The 15,964-nt window shown below is 68.5% G+C and carries 17 protein-coding genes; 3 read left to right on the top strand and 14 right to left on the bottom strand.

The features are described from left to right. Positions 1-119: 119 nt before the first annotated feature. Complete coding sequence (locus ON19_RS12815; protein ID WP_043690559.1) at positions 120-467, bottom strand: DoxX family protein; 348 nt, start codon at positions 465-467, stop codon at positions 120-122. A gap of 105 nt (positions 468-572) precedes the next feature. Here ON19_RS12815 and ON19_RS12810 point away from each other — a divergent pair, with 105 nt between their 5' ends. After that, the gene (locus ON19_RS12810) at positions 573-1,451 is read left to right on the top strand and encodes a sigma-70 family RNA polymerase sigma factor (RefSeq protein WP_043690555.1); all 879 of its coding nucleotides are present in this window, start codon (positions 573-575) and stop codon (positions 1,449-1,451) included. A gap of 17 nt (positions 1,452-1,468) precedes the next feature. Here the strand turns inward: ON19_RS12810 and ON19_RS38865 are convergent, their stop codons facing one another. After that, positions 1,469-2,434, bottom strand: a complete 966-nt coding sequence (locus ON19_RS38865; RefSeq protein WP_051168804.1) for an AraC family transcriptional regulator — start codon at positions 2,432-2,434, stop codon at positions 1,469-1,471. A 164-nt stretch (positions 2,435-2,598) separates the two neighbouring features. Next, the gene (locus ON19_RS12800; protein WP_043690551.1) at positions 2,599-3,075 is read right to left on the bottom strand and encodes a hypothetical protein; all 477 of its coding nucleotides are present in this window, start codon (positions 3,073-3,075) and stop codon (positions 2,599-2,601) included. Between the two features lie 392 nt (positions 3,076-3,467). On the opposite strand from ON19_RS12800, the gene ON19_RS12790 reads away from it, so the two are divergent. After that, positions 3,468-4,688 carry a PucR family transcriptional regulator gene (locus tag ON19_RS12790; RefSeq protein WP_043690541.1) on the top strand — a complete coding sequence of 407 codons (1,221 nt, stop codon included), beginning with the start codon at positions 3,468-3,470 and terminating at the stop codon, positions 4,686-4,688. 38 nt (positions 4,689-4,726) lie between these two features. Here ON19_RS12790 and ON19_RS43680 read toward each other — a convergent pair whose 3' ends face one another. Further along, positions 4,727-4,855, bottom strand: coding sequence for a hypothetical protein (locus tag ON19_RS43680; protein ID WP_255218380.1), 129 nt, complete (start codon positions 4,853-4,855; stop codon positions 4,727-4,729). Between the two features lie 173 nt (positions 4,856-5,028). Here ON19_RS43680 and ON19_RS12785 point away from each other — a divergent pair, with 173 nt between their 5' ends. Beyond that, the gene (locus tag ON19_RS12785; RefSeq protein ID WP_227954865.1) at positions 5,029-6,372 is read left to right on the top strand and encodes a phosphatase PAP2 family protein; all 1,344 of its coding nucleotides are present in this window, start codon (positions 5,029-5,031) and stop codon (positions 6,370-6,372) included. A gap of 103 nt (positions 6,373-6,475) precedes the next feature. Here the strand turns inward: ON19_RS12785 and ON19_RS12780 are convergent, their stop codons facing one another. The 10 genes from ON19_RS12780 to ON19_RS12735 form a co-directional block, all read right to left on the bottom strand. Next, the gene (locus ON19_RS12780; RefSeq protein WP_043690537.1) at positions 6,476-7,885 is read right to left on the bottom strand and encodes an AMP-binding protein; all 1,410 of its coding nucleotides are present in this window, start codon (positions 7,883-7,885) and stop codon (positions 6,476-6,478) included. Then, positions 7,878-8,480, bottom strand: a complete 603-nt coding sequence (locus ON19_RS12775) for an energy-coupling factor transporter transmembrane component T family protein (RefSeq protein ID WP_043690534.1) — start codon at positions 8,478-8,480, stop codon at positions 7,878-7,880. Before ON19_RS12775 ends, ON19_RS12780 begins: the two co-directional genes overlap by 8 nt. Beyond that, positions 8,477-9,157: an energy-coupling factor ABC transporter ATP-binding protein gene (locus tag ON19_RS12770; protein ID WP_043690529.1), complete on the bottom strand. Its 681-nt coding sequence runs from the start codon at positions 9,155-9,157 to the stop codon at positions 8,477-8,479. The genes ON19_RS12775 and ON19_RS12770 overlap by 4 nt, the downstream gene beginning before the upstream one ends. After that, on the bottom strand, positions 9,154-10,281 hold the full coding sequence (locus tag ON19_RS12765; protein ID WP_043690525.1) for a thiolase family protein: 1,128 nt from the start codon (positions 10,279-10,281) through the stop codon (positions 9,154-9,156). Before ON19_RS12765 ends, ON19_RS12770 begins: the two co-directional genes overlap by 4 nt. Further along, positions 10,278-11,399, bottom strand: a complete 1,122-nt coding sequence (locus ON19_RS12760) for a class I adenylate-forming enzyme family protein (protein ID WP_043690522.1) — start codon at positions 11,397-11,399, stop codon at positions 10,278-10,280. Before ON19_RS12760 ends, ON19_RS12765 begins: the two co-directional genes overlap by 4 nt. After that, positions 11,392-11,976 carry a biotin transporter BioY gene (locus tag ON19_RS12755; protein ID WP_174377692.1) on the bottom strand — a complete coding sequence of 195 codons (585 nt, stop codon included), beginning with the start codon at positions 11,974-11,976 and terminating at the stop codon, positions 11,392-11,394. The genes ON19_RS12760 and ON19_RS12755 overlap by 8 nt, the downstream gene beginning before the upstream one ends. Positions 11,977-12,089: 113 nt before the next feature. Then, positions 12,090-12,770, bottom strand: coding sequence for an NUDIX hydrolase (locus ON19_RS12750; RefSeq protein WP_227954866.1), 681 nt, complete (start codon positions 12,768-12,770; stop codon positions 12,090-12,092). A 192-nt stretch (positions 12,771-12,962) separates the two neighbouring features. Further along, positions 12,963-13,763 (bottom strand): aminoglycoside adenylyltransferase domain-containing protein, encoded by an 801-nt coding sequence (locus ON19_RS12745; protein ID WP_218006400.1) that lies wholly within the window; start codon positions 13,761-13,763, stop codon positions 12,963-12,965. A 162-nt stretch (positions 13,764-13,925) separates the two neighbouring features. After that, positions 13,926-15,191 carry a PucR family transcriptional regulator gene (locus ON19_RS12740; protein ID WP_043690516.1) on the bottom strand — a complete coding sequence of 422 codons (1,266 nt, stop codon included), beginning with the start codon at positions 15,189-15,191 and terminating at the stop codon, positions 13,926-13,928. A 377-nt stretch (positions 15,192-15,568) separates the two neighbouring features. Beyond that, entirely contained in the window at positions 15,569-15,901 is a 333-nt protein-coding gene (locus ON19_RS12735) for a hypothetical protein (protein ID WP_157229682.1), read from the bottom strand. Positions 15,902-15,964 lie beyond the last annotated feature (63 nt).

Below are 15,964 nucleotides of genomic sequence, written 5' to 3'. Positions count from 1 at the left end.
CTGCTTTCGTCCGGGCTCACCGACACCTGCCTCGGATCCGCCCGGCTCCGCGCCGTCCGGAGCGGAGGTCCGTACGCCGATTCATGCTCTACGCGCAGCGGTGAAGCCAGCTCGCACCGTTACGACGCGAGGGCAAATCCCAGCGAGGCGGCGGCCAGCGCGAGGAATGGCAGCGGGTAACCGAGATGCGCGTACTGCCGCGCCCGCAGCAGGGTCAGCTCCGCACCGACGAAGTAGACGACCAGCCCGGCCGCCGCGGCCACTGCGATCGGCGCAACCGCCAGCCCCACCAGCAGCCCGGCCCCGCCGACCGCCTTGACGACCGCCAGTGGCGTCAGCCATGACTCCGGAATCCCGGAGCCCCGCATGTTCGTCCGCACCCACTCGGCGCGAACCACATCGATGCCTGCCGCGAGCAACGCGGCCGCGGCCGCGAGCACTGTGGCGACAACGTAAGCGACGTCCATACGAATACCCTTCTGTCAGATGTCGCGCCCGGCCCACACCTCGGTCACCTGGGCGCTGTCGAATCCGTCATCTCGATGACGGACCACGAAGCGGAAAGGTGACCGATGCACACCGACGACGAGTTGGCGCGGGAATTCGAGTCCCTGCGCGGCCATCTGCACGCGGTCGCCTACCGCATGCTCGGCTCACCGACCGAGGCCGACGACGCGGTGCAGGAGACTTGGCTGCGGCTGACTCGCCACGACATCGAGGACGTACGGAACCTGCCGGGCTGGCTGACCACCGTCGTGTCCCGGATCTGCCTGGACATGCTGCGCACGAGGGCGGCGCGGCGCGAGGACCCGCTCGATGACCCGTCCCGGCTCGACGGCGGCGCCGAGGAGAACGAACCGGAACGCGAGGCGGTGCTCATCGAATCGGTCGGCCGGGCGCTGCTGGTGGTGCTGGACCGGCTCGGCCCCGACGAACGAGTCGCGTTCGTCCTGCACGACTTGTTCGCGGTGCCGTTCGACCGGATCGGGCCGATCGTCGGGCGCACAACGCCGACCACCAAGAAACTGGCCAGCCGCGCCCGGCAACGCGTCCGCGGCGACCACACCGCCGGTACCGCGGAACTCGCCGCACAGCGACATGTCGTCGACGCGTTCCTGGGCGCGGCCCGCACCGGCGACCTCGACCGGCTCCTGGCCGTGCTCGCCCCCGACGTGGTCCGGACCGCCGATGCGGCCGCACTCCCGCCGGGGCTGGCCACGACGGTGCGCGGCGCGTCGACGGTGGCCGCGGAAACCGTGCTGCTGCGCAGGCGTTCGCAGGTGGCGACGCTCGCGCTGGTGGATGGTCACCCAGGCATCGTGGTCGCGCCGCACGGCAGGCTGCTGCTCGCGCTCACGGTCACGGTGCGCGGCGACCGAGTGGCCGGATACCGGGTGATCGCCGATCCGGCCAGGCTGCGCGAACTCTCGATCGCCCTGCTGCCCAGTTGATTTCGATCAGCCTCGACTCAGGACGTCGGCACCCGCTGCGGCACACCGCCCGGCTCGGCGCGTTCCGCCGACCTGCGCCGCCGGAATTCGCGCGGCGTCTCGCCGAAACGCGCCTTGAACGCCGCGGAGAACCACGCCGGGGTGAATCCGGCGCGGACCGCCAACTCCCGGATGGGATCCTCCGCCCGCGCGGGATCCTCGAGCAGATCGCGTGCGGCGCGCAGCGCTTCGTCGCGCCGCACGTCGCGGTAGGTGGTGCCGGACTGTTGCAGGACCACGCGCAACTGCCGGGGCGACCAGCCCAGCGCGTGCGCCACCGCGGGCAGCCGCACGTCGCCCCGGCCGACGTTGGCTCGCACGTACTGCCGGATCTGAGCGACGATCTGGGCGTGGTGGGACCGCTGCGGATGGGTGTCGCCGAGGGAGATCATGCTCAGCAACTCCGCGATCCGGTCGCAGACCGCGTTGAACTCGTGATCGGAGAGGTTCGACTGCTCGGCGTGGGTGCTGCGGATCATGGCCCGGGCGATCCGGCCGAGGCCGGAGTTCAGGTCGATCGTCATGCCGCGCTCGGCCAGTGGTCCCGCGCGGTGGTCGAGTTCCGCGCGAGGCAGCTGGATCGCGTAGGCCGACAACAGCGGGATGTGTATCTGGCACAGATCGTCCAGGGCGGTCACCGCGGCCTGATCGGGCTGCGCCGAGGTCTCCTCGTCGCGATACCGCACCGAGTACACGCCCCGCTCGGGGACGACCACCCAGTAGAAGTCGTCGCACGAGACGCGGCGAATGTTCGTCCGCGTGCGGTATGAGGTGCTGGTTCCGCGCTGCTCCCAGCGCAACAAGCGGTAGACGGCCGATTCCTGGACCGTCAGTCCCGAATACCACCGGTCGGGATCGCCGTACCGGTAGTCCATCGGAACGAAGCTGTTGGCGATCGTGGTCCACGACGTGGAATCGCTCGCGGTCACGCCATAGCACTGCATGCTGACAACCTATCGCCGCCCGATTTCTCCGATATCGTATCGTCCACCGAAACGATATGGCTCGCCCCGCGATCTCTGCGCGGCTGGGAAGCCTCGGTCCGCTTCCTGCGCGGCCGCTGGATTCCCCGGCCCGGAGCGGGTTGCGCGCGGGAATACCGCGGGTTTCAGCGCGCGGGCACCCTGGCGAAACCGAGCGGCGGCGTGGGCGCGGGCCCGGTTCGCACCACGGGGCGGAAATCAGGCAGTACCGGCAGCACGTCGGCATTGCGGGCGGCGTAACAGCGCACGACGGGCAGCGCGCGCGCCACTTCGGCGCGTTCCACCGGCTCGTGATCGATGAAACCGATGGCGTCGAGGCCGAGACCGAGCGTGCGCCCGATCCGCGTGATCGCCGAAGACTTGGGGCCCCAGCCGATCTCGACGGCCGAGAACATCTCGTAGACGCCGTACCGGTACAGCTTGTCCAGCGTCCACTCCCGCTCACCGCGGCTGGCGACGGCATGCCAGATCCCGCGCTCGCTGAGCACGCGCAGAGTGCGCAGCGCGGCGGGCCGCAACGCGCCCACAGTCGCGTCGCACACGGCACCGTCCCACAAAGTGTTGTCCAGTTCCCAGACAAGACATCTCAGAGCCGGTCTCATCGCCCTGCCCCTATCGTTGCGTCATCACTGCCTTTCCGCCGTGACGTGCGCGGCGGATGGGCACTGCACACCATCCAGGACACGACACGTGCCGGACAAGACCCGCATTACATGGCCACGCCCGGCGCGGGTGATCCTACCGGCATGCCGGCCGCGCCTCGCGGCAACGACAGAACCGGCACCGGCGCCGCCCGGCACGTCGGTAGCACCGAGGCCGGAGTGTGACAACTGTCATCAAAAACCGGTCACATGTCCAACTGCTGTGACCGCTCACAACTCGTTCCGACCGGTCTCGCACGCTCTCACAGAACCCGTGGATCGGGTCCGCAAAAGACATCGACCGATTAGTGTGAATGCGCTGCACACCAATCGTGGGCGGAAGGGAGTCGCCAATGTCCGTCGACAGTTCGGCCCGGCAGAGCCTGACCCTGTCAGGCAAGCCGATGTCGTCCCCGCTGAAGGACGTTCGCGGGCTATCGCGTCAGATGGTCGGGCATTTCGTCGAGAACGTCATCCCGTGCGGCACCCTACCGGGTGACGCCATCGCAGGCGACGTCACCACCATCACCCGCGTCTGCCTGGAGCTGGCGGTGAGCATGCTCGACGGACAGGACCTGCCGGAGAAACTCCAGCGGCTCGGTGACGCCGCCGCGGGGTGGGCACGCGAAGGAGTGCCGATCGACACCATCCACCACTCGATCCACGAGGGCTTCAAGATGGGCCTGGACCTGGTGGTGTCCGGCGCGACGATGAAGGACTACGACGACCTCGTCGACGGCGCCAAGATGGTCGTCGAGATGCTCGACATGATCAACTCGGCGGTCTCCATGGCCTACGTCCGCGAGCTGCGCGCGGTGGTCAGCGAGCACCACACCGCCGTGCACACGCTGACCTCGGCGCTGCTGGGCGGCCACAGCACCTCCACCATGGCTCGGGAATGCGGCATCGCCATCGCTGCCTCGTATGCCGTTCTGGCGGTGGCGATTCCGCCGCACCGCGAGGAACGCAATCCGATGGTGGACGGCAAGGTCGTCGCGCGCCGGAAACTGCGCCGGGTCCAGGCCGAGCTGGCCACCCGGTGTGGCGAGGCCGCGCTGTCGCTGCTGAGCGTCGACGGCGGCACGGTGCTCATCCCCTCCGGCCATCTGGACAACGACCAGCTGGACACCCTGGTCACCCAGCTGTCGCACGCCGCGCAGGTGGGCGTCACCGCGACCATGGTCGAGGCCATCCCCGAGAAGATCCCCACCGCCGCCGACCAGGCGCACGAACTGCTCGACATGGTGCAGCGCTTGGAGGCGGTGGCCGGACTCTACCGCTTCGACGAACTGGCGCTGGAATACCAGCTGACCAGGCCGGGGCCCGGCCGCGAATACCTGGGCTCGCTGCTGGACCCGCTGGACGCGCATCCGGAACTGCTGGAGACGCTGCAACGGCACATCGCCAACAACCTCAACCGGCAGCGCACCGCACGCGTGCTACACGTGCACACCAACACGGTGGACTACCGGCTCAAACGGATCGGACAGCTCACCGGCTTCGACCCGTCCCAGCCCTCGGGCCTGTGGTACCTGCGCTCGGCGCTGGTGGCCCGCACGTATCGCACCACCTGAGCATCGAATGCCGAGCCCCGCGGGAGAGTCCGCGGGGGCTATCGCTCACCGGCTCCGGTCAGTACCGACGCATCGATGAAGGACGGATCGCGCGGAGTGTCCGTGCAGTAGGGCTGCGTGGACTCGGAGGCGCACAACTCCTCTTCCTCGACCAGTCGCTCGATCATCGAAGAACCGGTCCTCGACGGGGCGCAGCGCTTCGATCGGGGCAACCAGACATTCTCAGGGACAACGCAATCCGACCAATCGTGTCGGGTACGCGCCACGTTCCACCGCGGCAGGGGGGCATTCGGGCATCTCCCCGTACATGTGTCGTTAATGTCGTGTTTACGATGTCTCGGTGCTAGTGAACGATGTTCAAGGGAGCTTGACCCCACCGGGCGAGCGTGTGGGTATCGAAGAGCTCCGCGAGCGTCGGTTGCGGCCGGTGGTGGTGTGGTGCGGTATCGCCGTCATCGTGCTCGCGCTGATCGGCGGCGAGTTCATGGCCGCGCACATCGGGGCGCTCGGACCGCTGACCAGTCTGTTGCGGGACTATGCGGGCACGCCGAAGTCGGCGACCACACCGTGGGCGGGCTTTCTGCTGGCTCTGGTCGGGATCACGATGCGCGCACGCGTCGGCGCCGTCACCGCGGCGATCGCCATCGACCTGCTGTTCGTGGTGATCCGGGCGGCGGAAGGACGGCCGTTCACCGTCGGCAACGGCCCGACCATCGTGCTCACCGCACTGGCGGTGATCGCGTTCGCGCGGTGGGACGGACAGCGACGGCGTACCGCGTTGCGCGCCATCGCCTTCGGCGCACTGCTGATCTCGGCGACCAAGGTCAGCGAGATCTGGTTGGACATCACCGCGTGGGCCTGCCCGCTGGTCCTCGACCCGTACGTGCAAGTCGCCGACCGTGCCCTCGGCAGCCCGTCGTGGCTGGTCGGGCGCGCGCTCGACGCGGCGGGACCGATCGCGTCGGGCGTGGTGCGCTGGGTGTACTTCGAGCTTCCCCTGGCGGCGGTGCTGGTGGCCGCCTGGCAGCTGCGCGGCGTGACCGCCGGTGCGTGGCCGCGGCACTACCTGGTGCGGACGTTCCTGACGCTCGGCGTCGTCGGGCCGATCTGGTATGTGGTCTTCCCGGTCGTGGGGCCGGTACTCGCGTACGGCCCGCAAGGGCTGGGCTTCGAGATCGCCGACGTGTGGCCGAATGTCGTTCCGGCGGTGCCGTCCTCGATCGAGGCGTTGCGCTTCGACGGCATCACCCCGCGCAACTGCATGCCGTCCCTGCACACCGCCTGGGCGCTGGCGTTGTTCATCCACTCTCGCCGCGGTCCCGTGTGGTTACGCTGGGGCGGCGCGTTCTGGCTGGTGTGCACGCTCACCGCGACACTCGGCCTCGGCGCCCACTACGGCATCGACCTGGTCGTGGGCGCGGCGTTGTGCCTGACGGTCGAATCCGCGCTGCGCGACCCCGACCGGGGGTGGGATCCCCAGCGCGTCCGGATCGTGGCCGTGGGGGTCGCGGTCTGCGCAGGAGTACTGCTGTGCATTCGCTTCTTCGCCGTGCAGATGGCGACGTACCCGTTGCCGTTCGCGATTGCGATCCTCGGTGCGCTGGGTGCGCTGGCGATCATGTTCTACACCATGTGGTTCGGCGCGGCATCGGTCGAAGCGACCAACGCGGCCGGCCGGTCGTGAGCCATCACACCGACCACCGGCTCGGCGGAGGGATGGCCACGCCCCGGCAGCGTCGCTGACGGGGCGGGTGTCCGGTCTGCGGCGAACCACCGGCCTTCCGCGCTCAGCGACCGGTCTCGACAGCGCGAGTGCTCGGGCGATGAGCGGCCAGCGTCGAGGCCAGCGCTGCCCGATCCAGCTTGCCCCGCGGCGTGCGCGGCAGGCTGTCCACGACCAGAACCTGCACCGGCATACTCGGGCTCGGCAACCTCGCGCGCAGCTGCCGCCAGATCTCGTCGGCGCTCGGTGCGGCCTCGCCCACCACGATCGCGGCCGCGGGCGCCTCCCCCATGCGTGCGTCGGGCACGCCGATGCAGGCGGCCTCGGCGATACCCGGTATCGCGGTCAGCGCGGCTTCGACCGACGCGGGTTCCACGTTGAGACCGGCCCGGATCACCATGTCGCTCTCCCGGCCGAACAGCCGCAGGCGGTCGCCGATCACCTCGCCCCGGTCGCCGACGGTCATCCAGCCGTCGACGGGCCCGCCGGTCACGCCGTCCGCGGTGAGGTAGCCGTCGAACAGCATGTCGCTGCGCACGTACACCAGGCCGTCGCGAACCCGTGCCTGCACGCCGTAGAACAGTTCACCGGCCGACTTCTCGTCGTCTTCCCCGAGTCCGCGATCGAAGGAGACGAAGCTCAGTTCGGACGCACCGTAGAAGTGCACGAGTGCGGCGTTCGGCAAGACCTCTTGCAACGCTTGCCGTCCCGTGCGTGGCCACCGGGCAGCGGAGGACAGCACTTCCCGAACGCCGCGCACGGGGCCGATCCCCGCGCGCACCACGTCCCACGCGATCGTCGGCACCGAATACAGTTGCGTCGCACCGTCTTGCAGCGAGTCGGCCGCCGACCGCAGATCGACGGTCGCGCCCCTGGTCAAAGCGTGCAACGCGCCGTAGAGGAAATGCGTGTGGTCCAGCACACCGGGCACCGACACCTGGTCTCCGGCACCGATGTCGAAGGTGCGGTCGGAGCGATCCAGCGTGGTGGCCCAGGACCGCTGGTCGCGTACGAACAGTTTCGGCTCGCCCGTGGTGCCGGAGGTGATGCCGGCCAACAGTTCGGCACCCGGATCCACCCGGCCCACCGACCCCTCGGATGCCAAAGTGGCGGCGGTTCGCACAGTTCCCTCGAATCCCAGCCGCCGCAAACGCCGATGCTGGTGCGGCGCGGCCACCACGGCTCCCGGCTCGGCGAGCGCGAGCACCCGGCTCAGCTGGGCGGGCAGCAAATGGCGGTGCAGCAGGACGACACTCACTCCCGCGTGCATCGCCGCCGTCACCGTCACCAGCGATTCGACGTCGGAGGTGGGCAGCACGGCCACCCGGTGCATCCCATCGAGCCCGGCGGCGGTACTGACGACCTTCGACCAGAATTGTTCGTAACCGACCCGCTCGCGTCCCGAGATCACCGCGGTCGCCCGCGGATTCGCCGCGACCTGCCGAGCGATTCGCGCGGCGAGCAGTTCAGTCATCGTCCACTCCCCTCGCCGCGAGGGCGTCGCCCATCGCGTCGGCCGTCCGCAATGCGCGCACCAGCACCGGCGTCACCAGCGCCGTCATCGACCATTCCAGCCCACGCGCACGCCGCGCTTCGGCGACGTCGTGCACGATCCCGGCCAGCAACGGGACACAGCGGATGGCCAGAGCCAGCAGCAGGCCGATTCGCTCGGGATCGACACCGACCCTGCGCAGCGGACCGAGCCACCGGGTCACGGCATCGAGCATGTCGGTCACCCGCGTGGTCAGGGTGAACAGCGCCGCGAGCGCCACCGAGAGCACCAGCACGCCGCACACTACCGCCGCCCGCGCGGGCGAGGTGATCAACACCTGGAACGCGGCGATGAGCAGCACCATCCACACCAGCGGACGCAATTGGGCCAGCGCGACGCGCCACGGGGTTCCGGCTGCCGCGAACAGTCCGGCCACCGCCGTGGCGGCGACCAGCACCTGCACCGGGGTGCGCACGAAAACCGTGCCGGCCACGATCGACACCAGCAGCAGCACCAGCTTCGCCCCGGCGGGTATCCGGTGCAGCAGCGAATTCCCCGGACGATACAGGCCGATCATTCGACCGCTGCCCGGTATGCCGCGACGGCGTCGCCGGGTGGTCCGTCGAACGCCACCGCCCCGTCGTCGATCACGATGACGCGTTCGAAGCTCTCCAGCAACGACAGCTGATGCGTCACGACGATCACCTGCTGGTCCACGCCGTCCAGCGCCTCGGCGACGACCCTCGCATTGCGCAGGTCCAGCAGGGTGGTCGGCTCGTCGGCCACGATCACCTCCGGTCGGCGGATCAGCACGGCACCGAGAGCGAGCAACTGTTTCTGCCCGCCGGAAAGCAGGTGCGAGGGATGCTCGGCGTGGCCCGCGAGACCGAATCGTTCCAGGATCTCCCCGACGCGGGCGGCGACCTCCGGTTTGCTCAGCCCCGTGCGCCGCAGCGAGAAAGCGAGATCCTCGGCCACCGTGGGCATCACGATCTGGGTGTCGGGATCGGTGAAGACGAAACCCACCTTTCGCCGCACCTGCGCGCCCTTGCGGGAAACGTCCACGCCGTCCACCGTGACCGTGCCGGAGGTCGGTGTCAGCAGGCCGTTGATCATGCGCGCGAGGGTCGATTTGCCGGATCCGTTGGACCCGATGATGCCGACGCGGCGCTCGCTGATCCGCAAGGTGATGTCGCGCAGCACCTTGCGTTCGCCGAAGCGGTGGCCGACCGAGTCGAAGACGATCTCGCTCACGACACTCGCTCCACGAGCACGGCGATCCCCTGCCCACCGCCGATGGCGCAGGCCGCAAGACCGAGCGCCGGGCCGCCCTCGGCCAGCATCTGACTCGCCAGGCGCACCAGCAAGATCGCTCCGGACGCTCCCCACGGATGACCCATCGCGATGGCGCCGCCCTGCGGGCAGATCGTGGACTCGTCGAGGCCCAATTCGTCCGCCACCGCCAGCACCACCGAAGCGAACGCCTCGGTGATCTCGATGACGCCGAGATCCTCAACGCGAAAACCGGTCCGGCGCAGCAATTTCCGGATCGCGGGCACCGGACCGAGGCCGGGCAGAGCCGGGTCGGATCCGGCGACCGCGCAGCCGAGGATCCGCAGCGCGGGCAGCCCGGCGGCCATCGACTCGGTGGTGACCGCCATGACCGCCGCGCCGTCGGAGATGCCACAGGAATTGCCCGCGGTGGCCGTGCCCTCGACGCCGAAGCTGGGGCGCAGCCGCGCGAGCCGGGTCGCGGTCATTCCCGCCCGGATGCGCTCGTCCCGGCGCACGTCGCCGATCGGCACGATCTCCGCGGAGAAGTCGGCGGCCGCGGCGAGCGTGTGCGAGCGAGCCGCGTAGGCGTCCTGCCGCTCCCGGCTGATGCCGCGCGCCCGCGCGAGATCGTCGGCGGCAACGCCCATGTCCGGATCCGGAAAGCCTTGTGGCGCAAGGGGAGCCCGGGTGTACCGCGCAGGCTCGGCAGTACCGGTCGGCGGCCAGAAGCGCCACGGGGCGGTGCTGGCCGATTCCACCCCTCCGGCGAGGACGAGTTCGTCCGCGCCGCTGCGCACCCGCAACGCCGCCTGCATCACCGCGTCGAGGCCGGAGCCGCACTGCCGGTCGACGGTGACTCCCGGGACGTGCACGCCCATCCCCGCGCGCAACGCCGCCACGCGGGCGGGGTCACCTCCGGGGCCCAGACAGTTTCCGAGGACCACGTCGTCCACTTCGGCGTCGATGCCCGCGCCGCGCACCGACGCCAGCACCGACTGCAGTACGGGAGCGGCCAGGTCGATGATGGTGACGTCCGCCAATCCGTGCCCCGCGTTGCCGATCGGCGTGCGGCGCGGCGCGACCAGAACGGGAACGGGGCTCATATCAGCAAGTCTCTCAGCCGGCCCCGGGCGACCTTTCCGGCGGCGGTCCGCGGCAGCGCGGGCAGCGGCACCCACCGGCGCGGCATCGCCTCCTTGGCCAGCAAGCCACGTGCCCGCGACCGGATCTCGTCGAGTCCGGCGCCGCCGTCCAACTGCACCGCGGCCGTGATGATTTCACCCAGCACGGCATGCGGCGAGCCGATCACGGCCACCGCGGCGATGCCGTCGAGCGATTCCAGGACGCGCTCCACGTCCTCGGCGACCACCGTGGTGCCGCCGACGTTGATCGCGCAATCGCCCCTGCCCAGCACCGTCAGCTCGCGGTCGTCGCCGAGGACGGCGAGGTCGCCGACCGCGAACCATTCGGGCGCGCCCAGCACGTGGTAGGGCGATCGAACGGAGAGCAGTCCGTCGCGTACTTCGGCCTCGACTCCGTCGAGCAGCCGCATCGGCTCGGGAACGCGGCGCGCCGCCACCAACGAGACCTCGGAGGATCCGTAGTACTCGACGACCTCGACGGAGCCCGCCGCGGCCAGCGCGCCATCGTCCAGCGCGATGCCCGCCACGATCGCGGTACGCAGGCGTGGGCAAGTGCGCACCACCTCACGCAGTACCGCGGGGACCGCGTGCACCACGGTGGCCCGCGCCGGATCGTCGGTGACGCACGCGCCGCGCCACAGCGCGTGCAGGGCACCGAACAGATGCATCGTCGCGTGCAGCGGGCCGGTGATCAGGACGCGATCGGCCGGTGCCACGCCGGTGATCGCGGTGAACGCGGGAAAACTGTCGTACCAGGAAGCGGCCGTCCTGGCCAGCGGCCGGGGACGACCGGTCGAGCCGGAGGTCGCCACCAGCAGAAACGCCCCGGGCGGGATCTCCGCGCGCTGCGGCCGCGCGGCGGGATTCTCGACGCGTACCGGGATACCACGCCGTGCCGCGGCGCAGACGCAGATCAGCGCGTCCGGCACGGGCAGGGCCGACGCGTCGTAGCCGGTCGCGTCCGGGTTCCGGGCGATCCACTGCTCGATCGCGCGGTCGAGTTCGCGGTAGGTATAGGCGCGGCCGCCGAAGTCGACGGCGGGGTCGTCGCCCGTGCCGCCGAGTTCGGGACTAAGCACGGATCAGACCCGGATACGCGCGGTGCACGCCCTTGGCCACCACGCTCGCGACCACGACCTTCAGCAGGTCGCCGGGAATGAACGCCCAGTTCGTGGTGATCGCTGCCCTGACCCCGAGATCGGTGCGCAGCAGCAGGCCCACGGTGCCGAAGAGGTAGATGATCAGCAGGCCACCGATGGCGTTGATCAGCAGGCCGAGCGCGAGCGGGTATTTCGGCAGGATGCGGGCGGTGCACAATCCGATGAACAGCGCCGCGGGAATCCAGCCGACGAGATATCCGGCACTGGGCCCCGCCAGCGCCGTCAACCCGGTACGGCCACCGGACAGCAGCGGCAGGCCGATCAGCGTGAGCGCCAGGAAGACCAGCACCGCGGCTGTCCCCTTGCGCGCCCCGAGCACCGCACCGGCCAGGATCACACCGAGGGTCTGCACCGTGATGGGGACACCACTGAACCCGACCGTGATGGCGCCCGGCAGGCCGAGCGCCGCGATCAATGCCGCGAAGACGGCGATCTGCGCCATGTCCCGCGCGGAAATCCCGGCTCTGGACTCCCGAGAGTTCTCGACACCCTCCACGACGACCCTCCGCATAGAACTTGAACGACGTTCAAGGTAGCAGGACGAGTGCGATGCCGCGCGGATCGGGCCGCTTGGGGACCAGTCCCCGCGCGGGAGTCCGTCGACCGTGCCTAGCGGTGGGTCCAATCGGGTTGGGTGAAGTGAGCCACTCTCGCCGCGGCAGCGTCTGTGCCGAGCAGGACGACTTCGCGGAACTGCCAGAGCATCGCACCGGTGGGTGCGTGGATGGTCATCTCCGGGCCGAGCCGCATCTGCAGCAGGCCCGCCGCACCGGCCGGCGCGGCATCGTCGCGAAGCTCCGCTTGCCGCACCGCGTCTTCGGCCCGAACCCAGCGCGGGGTGTCCTCGGCGGCGAGCCGGGCGAGGTCGACCAGGTGGACCGAGTAGACCTCGTCCGGATTGGGCCGCAGCTGCGCGGCGTCGGCCAGCGCCAGGACCAGAGGGGTGATCGTGAATCCGGACGCGGCGGGGAAGTCGTCGAGCGCGCCGAGCAAGTCGTCCGGACGCGCGCACAAGCCCAGTTCTTCGTGTAGTTCACGTAAGGCGGCTTGTTCGGCGGTCTCGCTTTCGTCCAGCCGCCCGCCGGGCAGCCCCCACTGTCCGGCGTTGCGGCCGCGATAGGCGCGCTTGATGACGATCACCGACAGCGGTCCACCAGGCTCCTCGACCACGCACAGAACTACCGCCGCGCGACGTACACCGGGCGCATCCGAGACCTCGATACGCGGGAACCCGGCCAGGCGAGAGTGCGCGAGCACGCGGAAGTCATCGATGCTCCTGGGCAGAGGCACACTCGGGGTCGGCTCCATGGCTTCGATCTTGCCCGAGCGCCGTGTACAGCACACGTCAGAAATTTGATAGTTGAATGCGCATATCTACGTAAAGTCATATTTGTCACTTGGTTGATCGAGAGGAGTAATCACTCAACCGCAGTCGGACGCTTCGACGGGAAGCCATCGCCGTCACACGTACCTATCCGTCGATCACCGACCGCCCCGTGCCGCGGCTTCGCCGACACATTCCCCTACCCACGCCAGAAAGTCGCGAACATCATTGCCAGGCAGCGCGAATGCGTCCGAGCGTGGGCGCTGGAAGCTGAGCAGCGCCGATTCGATGAGGGACCGGAATTCCCACTCGGACTTCGAGATCGTCTGCGCCGCTGACCGTTTGGGCATCCAGCGACCCGTGCGGCAAAATGCCACCGACCGGCAGCCGTTCAACACCTGATTGTCGGCGAGGTGCCCCTCTCCCCCAGCATGCTCATGGACGGAGGCCAGAATCGCGGCGAGCAGGTCGCGTCGCGAGGGCGCCGCGATGACCTGCCGCACCGGGGCCCCGTACAGCACACGCCCCGCTTGGCGGGCGATGGAACGATCGATGACATACCAGAAAGACGATGATTCCGCCGGATCGAAACTCACGCGGTTCGGCAGCATCGGACCGGTATTGAGGTCCATGAGGTAACCGGCCTCGCCGGACGGAACGGCGACGAAGTCCGCACCGTAGACCACCAACTCCAGCCCGGCCGCCGGGCAGAACAGCGCGGGGTGAGCGAGTGACTCGGCCAGCTCACCCAGAACCTGCGCAGGGAGTGACGGGGCGGCGACGATCACCACGTCGACGTCGCTGCGCCCGTGTCGATAGTCGTCGAGTGCGACCGACCCCACCGCGATGACGCTGATCAGCTGACTGCCACAGAGGGTGCAGGCGCGTCGCACGAGATCTTCCAGGTAGGCACGCAACTCGATCGGCAGGGATCGCGGATCCATCCGGGCGTGGGGCATGCGGCCAGTATCCGGCACGTCCACCTTGTGGCCGATTACACGCCTACTTCCCGCAGCTCGATCGCGACATTCACCAGAAGCCGGCGAGCCGGCCCCCAGTACGTATCGGAGTGGCGATCGCTCCAGCGCCGACGGACACGATCCTGTCGCGAGGCGCGCGTATCACACTGCGTAGGAACGCGTCCCATCTGAGCCCACGGCGGCCGCGCCGGGGCCGCGATGCGCCCGGATCAGTAGCGCCGCCCTCAGATAGCACAGGCCGGTGACGTCGTTCGGGCCGAATCCGGTGATCTGTTCGATCCGTTTCAACCGGTAGTCCACCGTATTCGTGTGCACGTACAGTCTGCGAGCGGTCCGCGCGCGTTGCATGTTCATCGCCATATGCACTTCGAGCGTTTGCAGCAACTCCGGGTGCTCTTCGAGGGAATCGAGGACAGCACTCAGGTAGTCGCGGGCTGGGCCGGGCCGGGTCAACTGGTACTCGAATGCCAATTCGTGCGGGCGATACACCTTGCTCTCGCCACCGAGCCGGTGAACGATGTCGACGAGTTCATGAACTTGCTCGGCAGCGCGCGGGATCTCCGCGGGCGCCGCTGCCATGACAACCGCTTTGACCGGTACCTGAGCCGCGGCGGACAAATGAACGATCAACTGGTCCAGATCCGGATCGGCGAATTCCGAGACGGGTAACAGCAGCGTACCGCCGTCGACGCTCAACAATGACAACACTTTGCCGCCGCACCGGTTGGCCAGTTCCGCCTGAACCCGCCGTAACTTCCGGCGCGCGACCACTTTCGCATCGAGCGAGGAATCGCGTTCCTCGGGATGCGGTGGCAGTTCCAATGCCATTACGTGATAGCGGTCGGCTACCTCGATGCCACACTCCCGTGCCATGGTCGAGGGGTTCTGTCCGCCCAGTAGCGCCGAGGTCAATGTGTGGACGGCGGTGTGATGCTCGCTGACCGCCGAACGTAGTTCGCGAACGTAGGCCACCGACACTGCTGAGGTGATCATGCCCAGGGCATCCATCAGACGTCGGGCGATCCCGGCGACCGTGGCGTAGTCATGGGTGGTGGCATCGGCCAGAAGGAGGTCGAATCCGAGTTTGAAGCCTTCGTGGATAGCGTGAAGGATGGTGTCGATAGGGATCCCCTCCCGTGCCCAGTCGCCGGCGGCATCCCGCACTCGCTCGGTCCGCCCCGGAAGGTCCCGCCCGTCGAGCATGCTCTTCGTCAATTCCAAGCACACCCGAGTGACGGTGGTGATATCGCCATCGAGAGCTTCGCCGGGCAACGTCGCGCACGGCACGACGTTCTCGATGAAATGACCCACCATCTGGCGGGAGATGTTCCGCACATCCTTCAGCGGAGTCGAAACCGGCTGGCCCGACGAGGTCAGAAACGGCTCAGCAGAGGTAGCGACAGACATTGTGACTCCTTACCACCCATAGGCCACTGGGCAGGGACTTACGCTACCTCGAACGCCGAACTTGCCGTTCCACCTCCGCTTGTGAGAAAGAGGAACGGATATCCGGATCGTTTAGGGATTCCGACAACCAACGCCAGGACGAGAATCAGGTAGTCAGCAGAGCAACTGTCCGGGCTCAGAGCCGTTGGCGCTGCGTGCACCCGAATCCTCCTGAGCCCGGCCAGGTCCGAGCCGCCGACCTGAAGTGCGATCTTGCGCCGGAAGACCACATCGCCGACGGCCTGGGCGCCGTTGGGCTGCCGCCGATCGACCTTGCTGCGCGGCGGTGACGATTCCGGAACGGCCTCGCCACCGCCGTGTACAACTGAGCAGGCCGATTACAGGCAGAAGCTGATCTCGACCGGGCCGACCGGGATGCCGGTGCACACTTCCACCGAGCCCGACACGGGTGTGGCCGTGGTGGCAGCCGCGGAGGCGGTGCCGAGGGCGACGGCGGACAGCGTGAACGCGGCGACGGCGAACGGACGAATAATCTTGCGGTTCATACGTATTCCTCGGTGCTGTGTGATGCGTCCCGGGTTCGGGACGAGGCCGATCAGATCACGGCCCGTGGGCTCCAGCTGACTATTCACGCCGATTTTGGAGGCTTTCAGATCAATGTTTGCGAACTTGTCGTGGATATTCACAAAAATATGAACTTGAATACGCACAGTTATTCTGTCGATTGATTGCGCCTTCCGTTTCGGCATTCGATACCACGAGGGCGTACTGCG

The organism is Nocardia abscessus NBRC 100374 (assembly GCF_000308455.1).
Taxonomy (GTDB): Bacteria; Actinomycetota; Actinomycetes; order Mycobacteriales; family Mycobacteriaceae; genus Nocardia; species Nocardia abscessus.
Note: the sequence above shows the minus strand (reverse complement) of the source record. Positions and strands in the feature narration are given on the sequence as shown.

What these genes read in the sequence shown, in the direction of transcription:
- ON19_RS12815 (WP_043690559.1), bottom strand. Translation starts at nt 467, where the DNA reads ATGGACGTCGCTTACGTTGTCGCCACAGTGCTCGCGGCCGCGGCCGCG.
- ON19_RS12810 (WP_043690555.1), top strand. Translation starts at nt 573, where the DNA reads ATGCACACCGACGACGAGTTGGCGCGGGAATTCGAGTCCCTGCGCGGC.
- ON19_RS38865 (WP_051168804.1), bottom strand. Translation starts at nt 2,434, where the DNA reads ATGCAGTGCTATGGCGTGACCGCGAGCGATTCCACGTCGTGGACCACG.
- ON19_RS12800 (WP_043690551.1), bottom strand. Translation starts at nt 3,075, where the DNA reads ATGAGACCGGCTCTGAGATGTCTTGTCTGGGAACTGGACAACACTTTG.
- ON19_RS12790 (WP_043690541.1), top strand. Translation starts at nt 3,468, where the DNA reads ATGTCCGTCGACAGTTCGGCCCGGCAGAGCCTGACCCTGTCAGGCAAG.
- ON19_RS43680 (WP_255218380.1), bottom strand. Translation starts at nt 4,855, where the DNA reads ATGATCGAGCGACTGGTCGAGGAAGAGGAGTTGTGCGCCTCCGAGTCC.
- ON19_RS12780 (WP_043690537.1), bottom strand. Translation starts at nt 7,885, where the DNA reads ATGACTGAACTGCTCGCCGCGCGAATCGCTCGGCAGGTCGCGGCGAAT.
- ON19_RS12775 (WP_043690534.1), bottom strand. Translation starts at nt 8,480, where the DNA reads ATGATCGGCCTGTATCGTCCGGGGAATTCGCTGCTGCACCGGATACCC.
- ON19_RS12765 (WP_043690525.1), bottom strand. Translation starts at nt 10,281, where the DNA reads ATGAGCCCCGTTCCCGTTCTGGTCGCGCCGCGCCGCACGCCGATCGGC.
- ON19_RS12745 (WP_218006400.1), bottom strand. Translation starts at nt 13,763, where the DNA reads ATGCCCCACGCCCGGATGGATCCGCGATCCCTGCCGATCGAGTTGCGT.
- ON19_RS12740 (WP_043690516.1), bottom strand. Translation starts at nt 15,191, where the DNA reads ATGTCTGTCGCTACCTCTGCTGAGCCGTTTCTGACCTCGTCGGGCCAG.